12 protein-coding genes are annotated in these 14,537 nt (G+C 72.1%); 5 read left to right on the forward strand and 7 right to left on the reverse strand.

Annotation, left to right across the window (positions count from 1 at the left end; all coding sequences use genetic code 11):
• Positions 1 to 5 precede the first annotated feature (5 nt).
• Positions 6 to 1,226 (forward strand): questin oxidase family protein, encoded by a 1,221-nt coding sequence (locus Aiant_RS10835; protein ID WP_189333334.1) that lies wholly within the window; start codon positions 6 to 8, stop codon positions 1,224 to 1,226.
• 576 nt (positions 1,227 to 1,802) lie between these two features.
• On the opposite strand, the gene Aiant_RS10840 is transcribed toward Aiant_RS10835, so the two are convergent.
• From Aiant_RS10840 to Aiant_RS10865, 6 genes are all read right to left on the reverse strand, one after another.
• On the reverse strand, positions 1,803 to 2,228 hold the full coding sequence (locus Aiant_RS10840) for a GyrI-like domain-containing protein (protein ID WP_245006651.1): 426 nt from the start codon (positions 2,226 to 2,228) through the stop codon (positions 1,803 to 1,805).
• A gap of 133 nt (positions 2,229 to 2,361) precedes the next feature.
• Positions 2,362 to 4,164, reverse strand: a complete 1,803-nt coding sequence (gene aspS, locus Aiant_RS10845) for an aspartate--tRNA ligase (protein ID WP_189333332.1) — start codon at positions 4,162 to 4,164, stop codon at positions 2,362 to 2,364.
• A 208-nt stretch (positions 4,165 to 4,372) separates the two neighbouring features.
• On the reverse strand, positions 4,373 to 4,954 hold the full coding sequence (locus Aiant_RS10850; protein ID WP_189333331.1) for a hypothetical protein: 582 nt from the start codon (positions 4,952 to 4,954) through the stop codon (positions 4,373 to 4,375).
• A gap of 1,310 nt (positions 4,955 to 6,264) precedes the next feature.
• The gene (locus Aiant_RS10855; protein ID WP_425322665.1) at positions 6,265 to 7,020 is read right to left on the reverse strand and encodes a 2-phosphosulfolactate phosphatase; all 756 of its coding nucleotides are present in this window, start codon (positions 7,018 to 7,020) and stop codon (positions 6,265 to 6,267) included.
• Positions 7,021 to 7,041: 21 nt separating this feature from the next.
• Positions 7,042 to 7,386 (reverse strand): hypothetical protein, encoded by a 345-nt coding sequence (locus Aiant_RS10860; RefSeq protein ID WP_189333330.1) that lies wholly within the window; start codon positions 7,384 to 7,386, stop codon positions 7,042 to 7,044.
• Between the two features lie 85 nt (positions 7,387 to 7,471).
• Positions 7,472 to 8,662, reverse strand: a complete 1,191-nt coding sequence (locus Aiant_RS10865; RefSeq protein ID WP_189333329.1) for an alanine racemase — start codon at positions 8,660 to 8,662, stop codon at positions 7,472 to 7,474.
• 50 nt (positions 8,663 to 8,712) lie between these two features.
• Between Aiant_RS10865 and Aiant_RS10870 the strand changes: the two genes are divergently transcribed.
• Positions 8,713 to 9,633, forward strand: a complete 921-nt coding sequence (locus Aiant_RS10870; protein ID WP_189333328.1) for an aminoglycoside phosphotransferase family protein — start codon at positions 8,713 to 8,715, stop codon at positions 9,631 to 9,633.
• Positions 9,634 to 9,725: 92 nt separating this feature from the next.
• Here the strand turns inward: Aiant_RS10870 and Aiant_RS10875 are convergent, their stop codons facing one another.
• Positions 9,726 to 11,354, reverse strand: coding sequence for a beta-N-acetylhexosaminidase (locus Aiant_RS10875; protein WP_189333327.1), 1,629 nt, complete (start codon positions 11,352 to 11,354; stop codon positions 9,726 to 9,728).
• A gap of 74 nt (positions 11,355 to 11,428) precedes the next feature.
• On the opposite strand from Aiant_RS10875, the gene Aiant_RS10880 reads away from it, so the two are divergent.
• Genes Aiant_RS10880 through Aiant_RS10890 form a run of 3 tightly spaced genes read left to right on the forward strand, consistent with a single transcriptional unit; the run spans position 11,429 to position 14,435 of the window.
• On the forward strand, positions 11,429 to 12,772 hold the full coding sequence (locus Aiant_RS10880; protein WP_189333326.1) for a helix-turn-helix domain-containing protein: 1,344 nt from the start codon (positions 11,429 to 11,431) through the stop codon (positions 12,770 to 12,772).
• Positions 12,769 to 14,055, forward strand: coding sequence for an amidohydrolase/deacetylase family metallohydrolase (locus Aiant_RS10885; protein WP_189333325.1), 1,287 nt, complete (start codon positions 12,769 to 12,771; stop codon positions 14,053 to 14,055). Before Aiant_RS10880 ends, Aiant_RS10885 begins: the two co-directional genes overlap by 4 nt.
• The gene (locus Aiant_RS10890) at positions 14,055 to 14,435 is read left to right on the forward strand and encodes a RidA family protein (RefSeq protein WP_189333324.1); all 381 of its coding nucleotides are present in this window, start codon (positions 14,055 to 14,057) and stop codon (positions 14,433 to 14,435) included. The genes Aiant_RS10885 and Aiant_RS10890 overlap by 1 nt, the downstream gene beginning before the upstream one ends.
• The last annotated feature ends 102 nt before the right edge of the window (positions 14,436 to 14,537 follow it).

The following is a 14,537-nucleotide window of genomic DNA, read 5'->3' on the forward strand; positions in this document are numbered from 1 at the left end:
TGACCATGGGAAACGACACTCTTGACGAGGCGCTGCTACGACTGCACCGGACCGGGCCGGAATTCGACGGCTGGCTCTCCAACCACGCGCCGATGGCCACCGAGGCGTTGATCCGGCACGGGCGTGCGGACGACGTGCACCGGTGGGTCGACGCCTACCTGGACCGGCTGGAGGAGGCGCCGCGGGGCATCTCGCCGATCACCGCGGACGGCTGGCGGGATCCGCTCGGGGACGCCTCGCGGACCGGGGACTGGCTGGTCTTCTTCGAGCGGGCGACGCGGGCCGAGCCGTGGCGGGACGTGCTCGCGACCTGGTGGCCGCGGTTGCTGCCGGGGATCGCGGCCGGCGCCACGCACGGGGTGATCCGGGTCGGTCACGCGGTGCGGGCGCTGCTCGACGAGGAGACACCGGCGCGGGTGGCCGAGTTGGGGCAGGGGCTCGCGTACTGGGCGGCGCGCTGGCAGCCGCTCGCACCGGCCGGGCAGGGCCGCTATCCGAGTGGCGACCCGCGGAGCGCGCTGGACGCGGTGCCGCGGGTGCCGGATCAGCGGTTCGGGATTCGCAGCCGGCTCGCGCAGCTCGCCGACCTGCCCGGCTGGGCGGAGGCGGCCGGGGCGGTGCCCGGCGACGGACCGGTGCCGGACCGGATCCGCGGGATCGTCGCGGCCGCTGTCCGCAAACACCTGACCCATGGGTACGGCAGTCCGGTCATGCTCGTGCACGCGGCGACCGCCCCGGCGGCGGTGCTGCGGACCCTGCCGGCGCTGCCGCCCGCGCTGGCCGGCCCGAGCCTGGCCGCGGCATGGGCAGCGACCGCGGCGGTCACCTCGGTGTACGCCCCGAAAGCCCCGGACCCAGCGACGCGCGCGCTACTAGACGGCCCGGGCGACGGACTCGACCGGCCAGGCGGCAGGCTCGACGGCCCGGGCGGCGGACTCGACGGCCCGGGCGGCGGACTCGACCGACTCGACGGGCCGAAGGGCGGGCTCGACCGACTCGACGGCCCGGGCGGCGGGCTCGACCGACTCGACGGGCCGGAGGGCGGGCTCGACCGACTCGACGGCGGGCTCGATCCTGACGAGGTGTTCGATCGGGCGGTGGCCGGAGGCGACGCGCACGGGATCAAGTTCGCGGACGCGGCGATCGAGACCTGGCACGCCACCGGCGACCCGCTGCTGCTGGCCGCCTCGGTGCACGCCACCGACCTGATCGGCCCAGCGGACTGACCCGGCCGCAGACCACCGGCTGGCCCTCACGGCCCTATCCAAGCCCGGAATAGGACCACCAGCACCAGCCCGACAACACCAGCTGGCACTCACCGCCCCACCCACCCCCGAAACAGGACCACCAACACCAGCCCGACACCACCAGCTGGCCCCCACGGCCCTATCCAAGCCCGGAACAGGGCCACCAACACCAGCCCGACAACACCAGCTGGCACTCACCGCCCTATCCAGGCCTGGAATAGGGCCACCAACACCAGCCCGACACCACCAGCTGGCCCCCAGCGCCCCATCCAGGCCCGGAATAGGACCACCAACACCAGCCCGACAACACCAGCTGGCACTCACCGCCCTATCCAGGCCTGGAATAGGGCCACCAGCACCAGCTCGACGAACGCGGGCTGGGCGGGACAGCGCCGTTCGGGGGGACGGGATTGTGAGGATGGGGCGGGGCGGGAGCGCGGGCGTCTCCACAGATTCAGCCCGGGGGTCGCCGGGCGGGCCTTGAGGCGGGATTCGCTCGCGTGTGGGCACGGGCGGGGGTGGTGCGGTTGGGGAGGGGCATGCGTACGAAATGGGTTAATCGGCCAGTTTGAAGAGCAGGACCGTTTCCCATTTGTGCATGTCGGGTTGTTCGGCCGGGTTCGTCATCAGGATCTCGAGTCGCGCGCTCCACCGCTCGCCGGTCGGCGTCGGCGTCATGTCCCAGCTCAGGCCCCTGCGCTGGGCCCAATCCAGCAGGCGAGCGGTGACGCCCATCAATTGATCAGGGTGCCCGACGTGGGTGACGGTGGCGTAGCGGCCGGCGGGCAGCCTGTCGACGAAGTCGGGGGGCTCGACCTGGACCGGGCCGGTGACCGGGATTCCGGCCTCGACGACCATCTCGTCGGCCATGTCGACCAGGCGATAGCGGAAGAACGGCGCCCCGGTGACCTGCACGCCACGCTGCGCCAGGCCGGCGAACATGGTGGGCAGATGATCGGCGACGCGGGCGAACTCGGTCATGGTGATTGATTCGCGGCGTCCGACATAGGGCTGCTCGGCGCACCGGACGATGGTCGGCTCCACGCTGTCCAGTCTCACAAAACAGGCGTGGCCCCGCATCCTCACGCGGGGCCACGCCTGTTTGCTGAAATCTTTAGTTCGAGCGCTCCACCGGGGCGGCCTGGCCGTCGGTGCCGGGCAGCGCGGCGGTCACCTTGGGCTTGGCGTCGACGCCGGCCTCCAGGCGCTGCTGCGCGGTGATCGGGGTCGGCGCGCCGGTCAGCGGGTCGAAGCCACCGCGGCTCTTCGGGAACGAGATGACCTCGCGGATCGAGTCGAACCCGCCGAGCAGCATGCAGGTCCGGTCCCAGCCCAGGGCGATGCCGGCGTGCGGCGGCGGGCCGTACTTGAACGCCTCGAGCAGGAAGCCGAACTTGTCCTGCGCCTCCTCCGGGGTGATGCCGAGCAGGTCGAAGACCCGGCTCTGCACATCACCGCGGTGAATACGGACGGAGCCGCCGCCGATCTCGTTGCCGTTCACGACGATGTCGTACGCGTAGGCCAGCGCCTTGTCCGGGGCGGACTCGAAGTTGTCGAGCCACTCGTCGTTCGGCGAGGTGAAGGGGTGGTGGACGGCGGTCCAGCCGCCCTCGTCCGTCTTCTCGAACATCGGGGCGTCGACGACCCAGCAGAACGCCCAGGCGCTCTCGTCGATCAGCTTCGCCCGCTTGGCGATCTCGATGCGGGCCGCGCCGAGCAGCTCCTGCGCCTCGCGGCGTTCGGTGGCCGCGGCGAAGAAGACCGCGTCACCCGGCTTGGCGCCGACCGCGTCGGCCAGGCCGGCCAGGTGCGCCTCGGACAGGTTCTTCGCGACCGGGCCGCGCGCGGCGCCGGTGTCGGCGTCGAGAACCACGTAGGCCAGACCGCGAGCACCCCGCGCTTTCGCCCAGTCCTGCCAGCCGTCCAGCTCCTTGCGGGTCTGCGAGGCGCCGCCCGGCATGACGACCGCGCCGACGTAACCGCCGGCGTCGATCGCGCCGGCGAACACCCGGAACTCGGTGCCGCGCAGGTAGTCGGTCAGCTCGACCAGCTCGACGCCGTAGCGCAGGTCGGGCTTGTCGGAACCGTAGCGGTTCATCGCGTCGGTCCAGGTGATCCGCGGGATCGGCAGCTGCACCTGGTAGTCGGCGAGCTCGCTCCACAGCCGCGAGACGATCTCCTCGCCGAGGGCGATGATGTCGTCCTGCGTCACGAACGACATCTCGATGTCGAGCTGGGTGAACTCCGGCTGCCGGTCGGCGCGGAAGTCCTCGTCGCGGTAGCAGCGGGCGATCTGGTAATACCGCTCCATGCCGGCGACCATCAGCAGCTGCTTGAACAGCTGCGGGGACTGGGGCAGGGCGTACCACGCGCCGGGCTGGAGGCGGACCGGGACCAGGAAGTCGCGGGCGCCCTCGGGCGTCGACCGGGTCAGGGTCGGCGTCTCGATCTCGTTGAAGTCGTGGGCGTGCAGGACCTCGCGGGCGATCTGGTTGGCGCGGCTGCGCAGGCGCAGCGCCTTCGCCGGACCGGAACGGCGCAGGTCGAGGTAGCGATACTTCAACCGGATGTCGTCGGATGCGGTGACCGCGTCGTCGATCGGCAGCGGCAGCGGGGCCGCCTCGGAGAGCACGGTCAGCTCGCTGGCGACGACCTCGATCGCGCCGGTGGCGAGGTCCGGGTTCTCGTTGCCGGCCGGGCGGGCGTTGACCTCACCGACGACCTTGACGCAGAACTCGTTGCGCAGCGCGTGGGCGTCCTCCTCGCGGAAGACCACCTGCACCACGCCGGAGCCGTCCCGCAGGTCGACGAAGATGACACCGCCGTGGTCCCGCCGTCGGGCCACCCAACCTGCGAGCGTCACCGTCGTGCCGGCGTCAGTCACACGCAGACTGCCGGCGTTATGGGTCCTGATCACGGAAACGTCTCCTAACCGAGTTCGCGGGGCGCACCCGACATTCTGTCAGCACCCGATCGCCGCTCGCGCCACGGGCCGGTTTCCCCCTATTCGTTCCCGCAGTCCCGCCGCCCCTTCCTCCCGCTTTCCCCCGCGTCTCGCCCTCCCGCTTTGCCGCCTTCTCACCCTCCGCCTTCGTTCGGCCGGCCTCGCTTTTCGCCTCGCGCCTTTATTTCGGCGCCAGCCAGGACGTGGCTCGAAGCCCGGCAGCGCCGGTACCGCCCACCTCGGTGATCTCGACCAGCACCACCTTGGCCGGTTCCGCGGCCGTCAGCACACAGAGCGCCGCACCTCTGCGAACCTCCACCTCGGCGCCCGGCCCGAGCGGCCCGGTCCGAATCGCCCGCAGGCACCCGGCCGCGTCGAGATTCCCGCTCGGCACGCTGCTCCCCGCCACCGAACCGACCGCCAGCGTCAGCCGCGCCGGCCCGTTCCCGCACCGGCTGTCGTAGCGCAGGTCCGCGACCTGCTCGGAAACCCCGGCGCGAGGTTCGTCGAGGTCGAGGTAGACCAGCGCGGCGCACCCGACGCGCACATTCAGGGCCTCTTTCGCGTACGTCACCGGCAGTCCCACCGCGGACGGCGCCGGCGCGGGCGACATGTCGTGCATCGGCGCCGGCGTGGCGATCAACCGGTAGAGCAGGACCCCGGTCACCCCACTCGCCATCAGCGCCAGCAAGCTGACCAGAACCGCGGTGATCGCCAGTCGCCGCCCACTCGTCGTCTCGGGTACCGGCAGCCGCTCGGTCATCCCTTGCTCGGTCGGCCACCAGGGCGTCTGCGCAACCTCCACCCCGTCCCCACCCAGCCGCCCGATGTCCTCCCCGAGCCGCCACCGTGACCGCTGCCCACCCGCTCGAACCGCCCCGGTCCCTGGGACCGGCCCCGCCGCGCTTCCCACCGCCGAGCCCGTCGCCGTCCCCACCGCCGAGCCCGTCACCGTCCCGCCTGCTCGGTCCGCCGCATTACCCACTGCCGAACGGGCCGCCGCTCCCGCCACTCGGCTCGCCGCACTTCCCGCCGCTGCCCCCACCACTCGGCCTGCCGCAGTCCTCGCCGTCGTACCGGTGGCCGCCCCAACCACTCGGCCAGCGGTCCCCGCCGTCGTACCCATCATCCCCACCGCTCGGCCCGCAGCACTCCCCGCCGTCGTACCGGTGGCCGCCCCAACCACTCGGCCAGCGGTCCCCGCCCCCGTACCCGTCGTCCCCACCGCTCGGCCCGCAGCACTCCCCGCCGTCCCCACCGCATGCCTCACCGCTGTACCCGTGGCCGGCCCCACCGCTCGGCCCGCAGCACTCGCTACCGCCGGGCCCGTTCCGGTCTCCTCTATCTGGCTCGCCGCGTCTTCGTCCGGCCACCCCGATTCGTCCTCGGCAGGCAAACTCGTCGTGAAAGGCGGTTCCGGCACCGGTCGAGCTCCCGCGAGCCAACCGGAACCACCCACCGCCGAAGCCACCGGCAGCTCCGGCTCCGACGCCTCCGGCAAGTGGGCTCCTGCGCCGGGACGCGGATCGGCACCCGCCGAAGGCCGCGCCGTCGTCCGAACACTCGGCGACCTCGCAGCCGCTTGATCGCCCGGCAGCCTTGCCGCCGCTTGATCGCTCGGCGACCTCGCAGCCGCTTGATCGCTCGGCGGCCTCACCGCTGCCTCATCGCCCGACGGCCTGTCCGGTGCCCGATCGCCGGGCGGACGAGCATCCGGCAATCGACTCGTTCCCGAGCCTCCCGACTGCTGGGGATACGCCTGCCTGATCAAACCGGGACGCTCTCGCAGCGGAGCCGCCCCCACCGCCCGGCCGCCCCGCGCCGCGGAACTCTCCGGAGCGGCCCGGACCTCGGACGAGACAACCTGACCGACGTTCGCGGCCTCCGCTTCCCGGACACCGGAATCCACGTCCGCCACACCACCCGCGTCGTCATGGCGACCCTGGCCATCAGCCCCCTCAGGAGCGCCCTGACCAGCATGATCGGAGTAACTGGCTGCACGAAAAACAGGCAAGAGGAACCCCTCCAGCGCAGTAGGCGAAACCTCCCAAATAGCCTAAATAGCCGCGGTCGTCACCGACATCCCCCAGCGAGGCGATACCACCCGGCCACCAGAACCGGAACCACGTCTGTCGAACCCACCTCCCCCGCAACCGCCACGTCCTCGGCGAAGCCGATGGCCGCCAGCTCACGCCCGGAAGCCGTCTCGGCGAGCGCCTCCGGAAAGCGATCCGCCACCGCCCGATACCCCGCCACCGCCACCTCCGCCTCGGGTGACCGATCGCCGAACCCCGCCAGGAACGCCCCCGCACCCCAGAGGTCCTCCACCGCCGGTCGCAACGAACCGTCGGGCCACCGCTCCCCCGCCGCGACCACCGCAACCGCGCGTCCCTCCGCCCGCTCGCGGACCCAGGCCCCGGCCGCCGTCGCATTCCGCAGACTGACTCCGACCACCGTCACCCCGTCGACCGCCGAGAGCCGGGCGGAGATCGCCGACCCGTTGGGCGAGGGCAGCACCAGCCGCTCGACCGGACGCCGGGCCACCACCCGCCGGATCGCCGCCGGCGACAGACTGATCTCGTCCGCACCGGCTGCCGAACGCCCCACCGCCAGCTCCGCGTCACACCGAGCGGCCGTCTCGGCCGCAGTGTCGTCCCGCCACGGATACGGCAATACCGCCACGCCGTGCTCCACGGCGACACTCAGTGCGGTGGTGAACGACAGCACGTCCACCACCGCCACGAACGCGGCTCCCGCCGCGACTGCCTCCGCCCCGACCGGCCCCCAATCGAACCGCGCCCGATACCGCTCCTGCCCGAACACCCGCACCGAACACCTCCGAACCCAGGGTCACCGGAACTCGCGGACCACTTCGATCGTGCCGACGATGTGGTCGTTGAACTCCTCCAGTTCCTCGGCCGGCACCCAGAGTTCCAAGATCGTGTCCCCGCCGGCCTGACGCACCGGATAACGCGCCGCGAACGCCGCGTCCACCTCGAACCGGGTCACGTAACCGACCCCGGACGCGGGCACGTTCCAGTCCCGGGCGATCCGCACCGCGTAGTCCTCGTTCAGCACCGGGTAGAAGATCGGCTGGTCCGGCAGCCGCGGCGGCCACCGTCGCCATCCTGTGGCCTGCACCAACTCAAGCTCCTTCGGCCCGGTCGGGCGCCAGAGCGTCAATGTCTGCGTCATGCCGCGCAGTCTTTCAACATCAACTTCAAGGTGTCGCCTCGTTTCCTGATCGTCGCGCTCCGTCCCGGGAGTCTCCTCACCGGACTCAGAAGTAGGTTTGCAGCACGTCCACCACCCGCCGCTCCTCGTCCACGACCGGGATGTCGCGCCACTTGTCGAAGGCGGTGCACGGATGCGAGATCCCGAATCGGACCAGGTCCCCCGGCACCACGTCGGCCCCGTCGGCCACCTCCACATAGGTGTGGTGATCGTTGACCTTGGTCACCGTCAGCCCGTCGGCAGACGACACAGTGCCGTCCGTCCGCCGGATCTCCAGCGGCACCGGCAACCCCTCGTCGAACGGCGCGTCCCGTTTCCCCATCCCGGTCAGCGCCAATCCCGGCTCCGGCGCCGACAGGACCTGCGCCCAGATCTCCAGCGCCGCCACCAGCGTCCCGTCCTCGGGCACCCGGGTGAACGGTGTCCGCTCCCGATAGAAGCCGTCGTCGTGAGTGACCGACGCGCCGCTGCGCAGGATCAGCCGCGCCCGCGCCGACAGCCCGGCAAAGCGGTCGGTCACCCGGTCGAACCACGCGCTCCCACCGGCCGAGACGATAGGCTGTTCCGGCAGCAACCCGGCCTCCGCCAGCCGCTCGAAGCCCGCGACCAGCAGATCCAGGTAGGCGTCCACGCCGGACAGGTCAGCGATCTGCCCCTCGTATCCGGTCAGCCCGGCCAAGTCGACCCCCGGCTCGGCGACGGCGGCCCGTGCCACCTCGGTCAGCTGGTCGAGAGTGCGCACCCCGGTCCGCCCGCCGGGATGGCCGAGCTCGACGAGCACCCGAGCGTGACCCGCCGCGCCCGCCGCACGCACCCCGGCAATCGAGTCGACCTGGAAATACACCTCCCATCCGGCGGCGCTCTCGGCGGCCAGCCAGCGCAGCGCGGTGGGATCGAGCACCTGGTTCGCGATCAGCACCCGTGCCACCCCCAGCCGCCGCAGTACCAGCGCCTGATTCGCGGTGGCCACGGTCAGGCCCCACGCACCGGCACGCAATTGGGCGTCGAACAGGCCGGGCGCCATCGTCGTCTTGGCGTGCGGCGCGAAGTCGAACCCGTGCCGCCGGCAGTAGGCCGCCATGGCGGCGATGTTCGCCTCCACGGCCGCGCGCCGGACCACCAGAAGTGGCCAGGTGAAGCCGCCGTCGAAGATGCTCGGCCGGTCGGCCGCGATCTGTTCGGCGGTCAGCGAGCCGTGTGGCAGCCAGAAACCCTTGCTCCGCCAGTCGACAGTCATTCTCGGCCTCCCTCGATCGTGGTCTTGTCGCCGGCTGCCAGACTCCTCGCATGGTGGAGATCGCCTTGCCGGACACATTCACTCGCCGGGTCACGGCGACCTGGGGCGCGGCCGGCACCCGGTGGCTGGCCGGGCTCCCGGAGACGGCGAACCAGCTCCTGCGGGACTGGGATCTCCGCCTGGACCGCGCTTATCCGCTGAGCCTGAACTGGGTGACGCGGGTGCTTCGCGCCGACGGATCGGCCGCGGTGCTCAAGATGGGCGTGCCGGAGTCGGAGCACCTCGCGGACGAGGCGGCCGCACTGGAGTTTTTCGACGGGCGTAGCGCGATCGCGGTGCTCGCCCGCGACGCGGCGCACGGCGCGTTGCTGCTGGAGGAGGCGGCTCCCGGGGTGCAGGCACGGTCGCTGGTGCCGGAGCGGGACGAGGCCGCCACCGCCGTGCTGATCGAGGTGATCCACCGCCTGCACCGGCCCGCGCCGCCCGGCATCGCGCTCCCGGAGCTCGCCGCGCGGCGCGCCTCCTTCGACGAGCATCTGCGGCGTTTCCCGGGCGATGATCCGCTGCCCCGGCACCTGGTCGACCGAGCCGGTCGGATGCTCACCGAGCTGTGCGCGACCGCGACCGAGCGTGTGGTGCTGCACGGCGACCTGCACCACGACAACGTGCTCACCGCCGACCGCGAGCCGTGGCTGGCGATCGATCCGCACGGAGCGGTCGGCGATCCCGGTTATGAGATCGGGGCGATGCTCTACAACCCGGATCCGCGGGATGAGGACGACACCGTCCTGAAGCTGGTGCCGAGCCGGATCGAGCAACTCGCGGACGGCCTCGGCATCCCGATCGAGCGCGTGGTGGCCTGGGGTTTCGTGCAGGCGGTGCTCGCCGAGGTGTGGAACGCCGAGGGAGACGGCGTCGGGACCTGCCGGCCGCTGCGCCTGGCGCACCAACTGCTGCCGCAGCTGCCCTGATCCCAGGCCCGGCCGGGTAGGTCGAAAAGGACAAGGCGACAGCCGCCGGGTCGCCGCGCTGGTGAGATGACCGTGTACGCGGCCTTCGGCGATCATGCGGGTGCCTGGTCCAGGTCCGCGGTCATCTCGCGCAATTCCGCGAGACGATCCTCGACGGTACGCGGGTGGCCGGGCGCGTCGGGTCGCCCGTCCCAGGGGCGTGGCCCGGTGGGTGGCCGATAGTTCACCCCGAGGGCGTCCAGCCTGCTCAAGTGGACCGGCAGCCGCGAGGAGAACGCGGCGAAATCGCGCTCGGCCGGGCCCCACACCGTCTCGGCGAACGCGCAGAGGCGCGGAAAGGCCTGGTAGTCGACGCGGCGCGCGGACTCCATGTGCTCGGTCCAGAGGTTGGCCTGACCGCCGAGGATCAAGGCGGCCTGCTCCGGGGTGAGGCCGGATGGGACCGGGTCGAAGGCGTAAACGTCGGCAAGGGTGAGCCGGGTGCCCACCGGGGTCGGCTCGGCCGGGTCGTCGGACTGCCGATAGTCCAGGTAGACCGAGGTGTCAGGGCAGGAGACGACGGTGTGCCCGGCGCGGGCCGCGTGGGCGGCCGGTCCGGCGCCCCGCCAGGCGGCGATCACCGCCCCGGGCGGCGCGCCGCCGGCCAGGATCTCGTCCCAGCCGAACACCCGGCGGCCTCGCTCGGCGAGATGCCCGGCCAACCGGGCGGTGAACCAGGACTGAAGTCGCTCAGGCGCGGCCAGCCCCTCGTCCCGGATCCGTGCCTGGGCGATCGGGCTGTCCTGCCACTCGTCCACCGGGCACTCGTCGCCGCCGATTCCGATCAGCTCGCCGGGGAACAGGTCACAGAGGTGATCGAGCACCGCGAAGCAGAAGTCGAGGGCGGCGGGCCCCAGGTTGAGCACGTGCCGCGAGATCCCCCACGAGCTGCGAACCGGGCCGGCATAACCGTTGCCCAGCTCCGGATAGGCCGCGATCGCGGCCTGCATGTGCCCGGGCATGTCGACCTCGGGGACGACGGTGACGTGACGGGCCGCGGCGAACGCCACGATCTCTCGCAGGTCGTCGTCGGAGTAGAAGCCACCGTGCGGACGGGTGTCATATCGCTCGTGCTGACGGGAGCCCAGCATGGTGGCGGGTCGCCAGGCGCCCACCGAGGTGAGCCGCGGCCACCCGGGCACCTCGAGCCTCCAGCCCTGGTCGTCGGTCAGATGCAGGTGCAGCACGTTGAGCTTGTGGAAGGCGATCAGGTCGATCAGCCGGAGGACGTCGGCGACCGGCATGAAGTGGCGCGCGACGTCGAGCATCACACCGCGCCAGCCGAACCGCGGCGCGTCCTCGATCCGGCCGCCGGGCAGCGTCCACGGGCCGTGGCCGACCCGGGCGCGGCGTAGCGTGGCGGGCGGGAGCAGCTGCCGCAGGGTCTGCACGCCATAGAAGACGCCGGCCGCGGAACCCCCGTGGAGATCCACGCCGGCCGGGCGGATGTCCACCGCATAGCCCTCGACGGGCAGGGCCGGATCGACCCGCAGACGGATGCCGCCCGGGCCGGGCGGGAACGGGCAGCCGACGGCCGGGCCCAGCGTGCCCCGCAGCCAGATGGCCACCTCGGCCAACTCCGGTGTGGCGTCGAGCGCGGTGGTCAGATCGAGCGGGAAACCGTCGCTGGCGGGCAGCACCAGAGCGGGCCTCGGGACGAGGCTCGTAAGTGGCTCGCTCATCCTGCCTCCTTGACCTGGCGGGCGTTTTCCTGGAGGCTACTACGAGCCACATACGAACCACCAGAGGAGACGCGATGGTCATCGGAGTCGTGGTCCACTCCGGTCAGCGCGGCCGCTTTGCCGAGGCGGCACGCACCTTGGCCGGCGTCTCCTTCGCCTGGGCGGTCTACGAGCACGAGGAGGAGATCCGCGACCGGGTCACCGACCTGCTGACCACCGGCACCCTGGACGGGTTGCTGCTCGGCCTTGTCCCCTTCGCGCGGGCCCGGGACCTGCTGCCCCCGGGCCTGCCGGTCACGGTCACCCGCTCCGCGGCGCTCGATCTGGCCCTCGCCTGGGCACGCGCCCGGGGGAACGGGTGGCCCGCCACTCCGGTCAGCATCGACACCTTCCCCGAGGAGACGGTCGCCGAGGTGGCGACCGCGCTCGGCCTCGACCGCTCGGCGATCGCCGCTCTGCCGTTCCAGCCGGAGCAGCCGGTGGCCGAGGTGGTCGCGTTCCACCGCGAGCGGCTGGACCGCACCGGCGCGCCCTATGTGATCACCGCGCGCACCGCCGTGGCCGCCGCGCTGGACGGGCGGACCGCGGTGGTGCAGGCGGTGGCCACCCCCGGCACGATCCGTGCCGACCTGCACGAGCTGGTCCTGCGGGTGCGGGGCCGGCAGGCGGACGAGCAGCGGTTCGCCGCCGCGGTCTTCCGCGCACCCGCCTCCGGCGCCCGGGAGACGCTGCGCCGGGCGCTGTCCGAGCTTCCCGAGTTGGCCGATGCCTGGATCGACGACCACGGCCCACGAGCCGTGATCGCCTTCGCCCCGGCCGGTGTCTTCCAGACCCTGACCCAGCATTGGGTTCATCTGCCCTTCAGCGAGGAGACCGGCTTCCCCGGCGCCGGCGACACCGGCGTCGACGACGCGGAAATCGACGGCACACCGGGCCACACCGCGGCGGTCCGGAGCACCGCGGTCGGGTTCGGGATCGGGGCATCGGCGCGCGGCAGTGTGACGCTGGCCGAGCAGGCGGCGGATCGAGCCGAGCAGAACGACTCCGCGAGCGGCTATCTGATCACCGATGACGGCGTGATGATCGGCCCGATCGGCGCCGCGGGACCGCCGCTGACCTATACCTACCGCGAGCACGGAGGCCTGGAGGAGTTGGCCGGCCGGGCCGGGCTGAGCGCCGCCACGATGTCCCGGCTCGCAGCGCTGGAGCGTTCGCTCGGCGGCCGCCCGATCACCCCCGGCGAGCTGGCCCGGGCGCTGGGGATCACCGATCCGAGCGGTCGCCGCCTGATCCGGAAACTCAGCGAGGCCGGCCTGGTCGCCGCGGAGGGCAGCGCTCAGCCCCATCAGAAGGGTCGCCCCACCCGGCTCTACCGGCTGGCCATCCAGGCAGCCTTGGCGACGGGAGGTGACCGATGACGTTCGACCTTCTGCTGACGGATGCGACCGTCCTGACCAGCGACGCGGCAACCGGGCCGCCGCACGGCGGACCCATCGGCGGGCCACTGGCGGACGGCCGGGTGGTGGACATCGGGGTTCGCGACGGGAAGATCGCCGCGGTCGGGACTGATCTGCCTCGGGACGCGCGGCAGGTGGTCGAGGTCGCCGGGCGGCTGGTGACACCGGGCTTGATCGACCTGCACACCCACGTCGGGCCGGGCTACTGGGGCATCGACCCGGATCCGATCGCATGGCACTGCGGGGTGACCACCTGGGTCGACGCCGGGTCCGCCGGGGCGTACACGCTGGACGGCCTGCGACGGGTGGCGGCCGGGGCGACCGTGCGTGTGCCCGCGCTGCTGAACATCTCCGCCGTCGGCCTGGCCGGCCGCACCGGCGAGTGCCGCGACCTGGCCACCTGCGACGCCGGCCTGGCGATCGACACCATCCAGGCCAATCGCGAGTTGATCCGCGGGATCAAGGTGCGCATCGACCGGGAGACCGTGGGCGACAACGGCATCGAGCCGCTTCGGCGCGGTCTGGCGGCGGCGGACGCCTGCGGCGTGCCGGTCATGGTCCACATCGGCACCGCCCCTCCGGAGCTCGACGAGGTGCTCGACCTGCTGCGCCCGGGCGACATCGTGACTCACTGCGCGAGCGGCATCGCCGCCCCGCTGGGCTCGGCGGTGCATGCGGCGGCCGCGCGCGGGGTGCTGCTCGACCTGGGGCACGGCTCCGGCGGTTTCGCCTTCGACGTGCTGGCGGCCCAGTTGGACGCGGGACTGCGGCCGTACACGATCTCCACCGACCTGCATGCGCGGTCGCTGTACGGACCGGTCTTCGACCTGCCCACCACGATGGCCAAGATGCTGGCAGCCGGGGTTGCGCTGGCCGAGGTGGTCGCGGCGGCCACGCTCCATCCGGCCCGAGCGCTGGGACTCCCCGGCGGGACGCTCACGGTGGGAGCTCCCGCTGACCTCGCGATCTTCGAGGTACGGGCGGAGGAGTTCCCGGTCGTCGACGCGCACCGGCAGGTCCGGATCTCGCCGATGCGGCTGGTGAACGACGCGACCTATGTGGGCGGCCGGTTGCTCACACCGCGATTGCCCGGCCCGCCACCACCGTGGATCCCGCTCACCATCGCCCAGCGCGCCGCTCTCGCCGACCGGACGCGCCACCTCCGTGACCTGCTCGCCACACCCCTCGTGGGGCCGGACGGGCTGGACGAACAGTTTCCGAGAAACCAACCGAGGAGTTCCTGATGCCCAAGCGCGCTGTAATCACCGACAAGGCGGCGCCGGCCGGTGGCCCGTACTCGCATGCGGTCGTCGCCGGCGACACCATCTACCTGGCCGGGGCGGTGCCGGCTCTGCCGGACGGGACCTGGGTGACCGGCAGTTTCGCCGAGCAGGCGCACGCCGCGTTCCGCAACCTGGCGGCGGTCGCCGAGGCGGCCGGCGCGAGCCTGGACGACGCCGTCCGGGTCGGCGTCTACTTGCGGGACTTCGGTGACTTCGCGGAGATGAACGAGATCTATCAGCAGTACATCAAGGGCGACAACCGCCCGGTCCGCACCACCCTCCCGGTCCCCCTGGTCGGCTTCGACATCGAGATCGACGCCATCCTCTACATCGGCGAGTAGTCCCGCGAGGTCTAAGCGGCGTGCGGGACCGGTGACGGATGGTGGGCATCGCGAGTCGGAGAGAGGAGGGCGGGATAGGCGAGGACGCTCCTGGGTAGTGGA

The sequence above is a fragment of the Actinoplanes ianthinogenes genome (genome assembly GCF_018324205.1).
In the GTDB taxonomy this organism is placed as follows: domain Bacteria; phylum Actinomycetota; class Actinomycetes; order Mycobacteriales; family Micromonosporaceae; genus Actinoplanes; species Actinoplanes ianthinogenes.

Bases quoted from the DNA above. Each gene is read 5' to 3' on its own strand.
- Aiant_RS10835 (WP_189333334.1), top strand. From the start codon at position 6: ATGGGAAACGACACTCTTGACGAGGCGCTGCTACGACTGCACCGGACC.
- Aiant_RS10840 (WP_245006651.1), bottom strand. From the start codon at position 2,228: ATGACCGAGTTCGCCCGCGTCGCCGATCATCTGCCCACCATGTTCGCC.
- Aiant_RS10850 (WP_189333331.1), bottom strand. From the start codon at position 4,954: ATGACCGAGCGGCTGCCGGTACCCGAGACGACGAGTGGGCGGCGACTG.
- Aiant_RS10860 (WP_189333330.1), bottom strand. From the start codon at position 7,386: ATGACGCAGACATTGACGCTCTGGCGCCCGACCGGGCCGAAGGAGCTT.
- Aiant_RS10865 (WP_189333329.1), bottom strand. From the start codon at position 8,662: ATGACTGTCGACTGGCGGAGCAAGGGTTTCTGGCTGCCACACGGCTCG.
- Aiant_RS10870 (WP_189333328.1), top strand. From the start codon at position 8,713: ATGGTGGAGATCGCCTTGCCGGACACATTCACTCGCCGGGTCACGGCG.
- Aiant_RS10875 (WP_189333327.1), bottom strand. From the start codon at position 11,354: ATGAGCGAGCCACTTACGAGCCTCGTCCCGAGGCCCGCTCTGGTGCTG.
- Aiant_RS10880 (WP_189333326.1), top strand. From the start codon at position 11,429: ATGGTCATCGGAGTCGTGGTCCACTCCGGTCAGCGCGGCCGCTTTGCC.
- Aiant_RS10885 (WP_189333325.1), top strand. From the start codon at position 12,769: ATGACGTTCGACCTTCTGCTGACGGATGCGACCGTCCTGACCAGCGAC.
- Aiant_RS10890 (WP_189333324.1), top strand. From the start codon at position 14,055: ATGCCCAAGCGCGCTGTAATCACCGACAAGGCGGCGCCGGCCGGTGGC.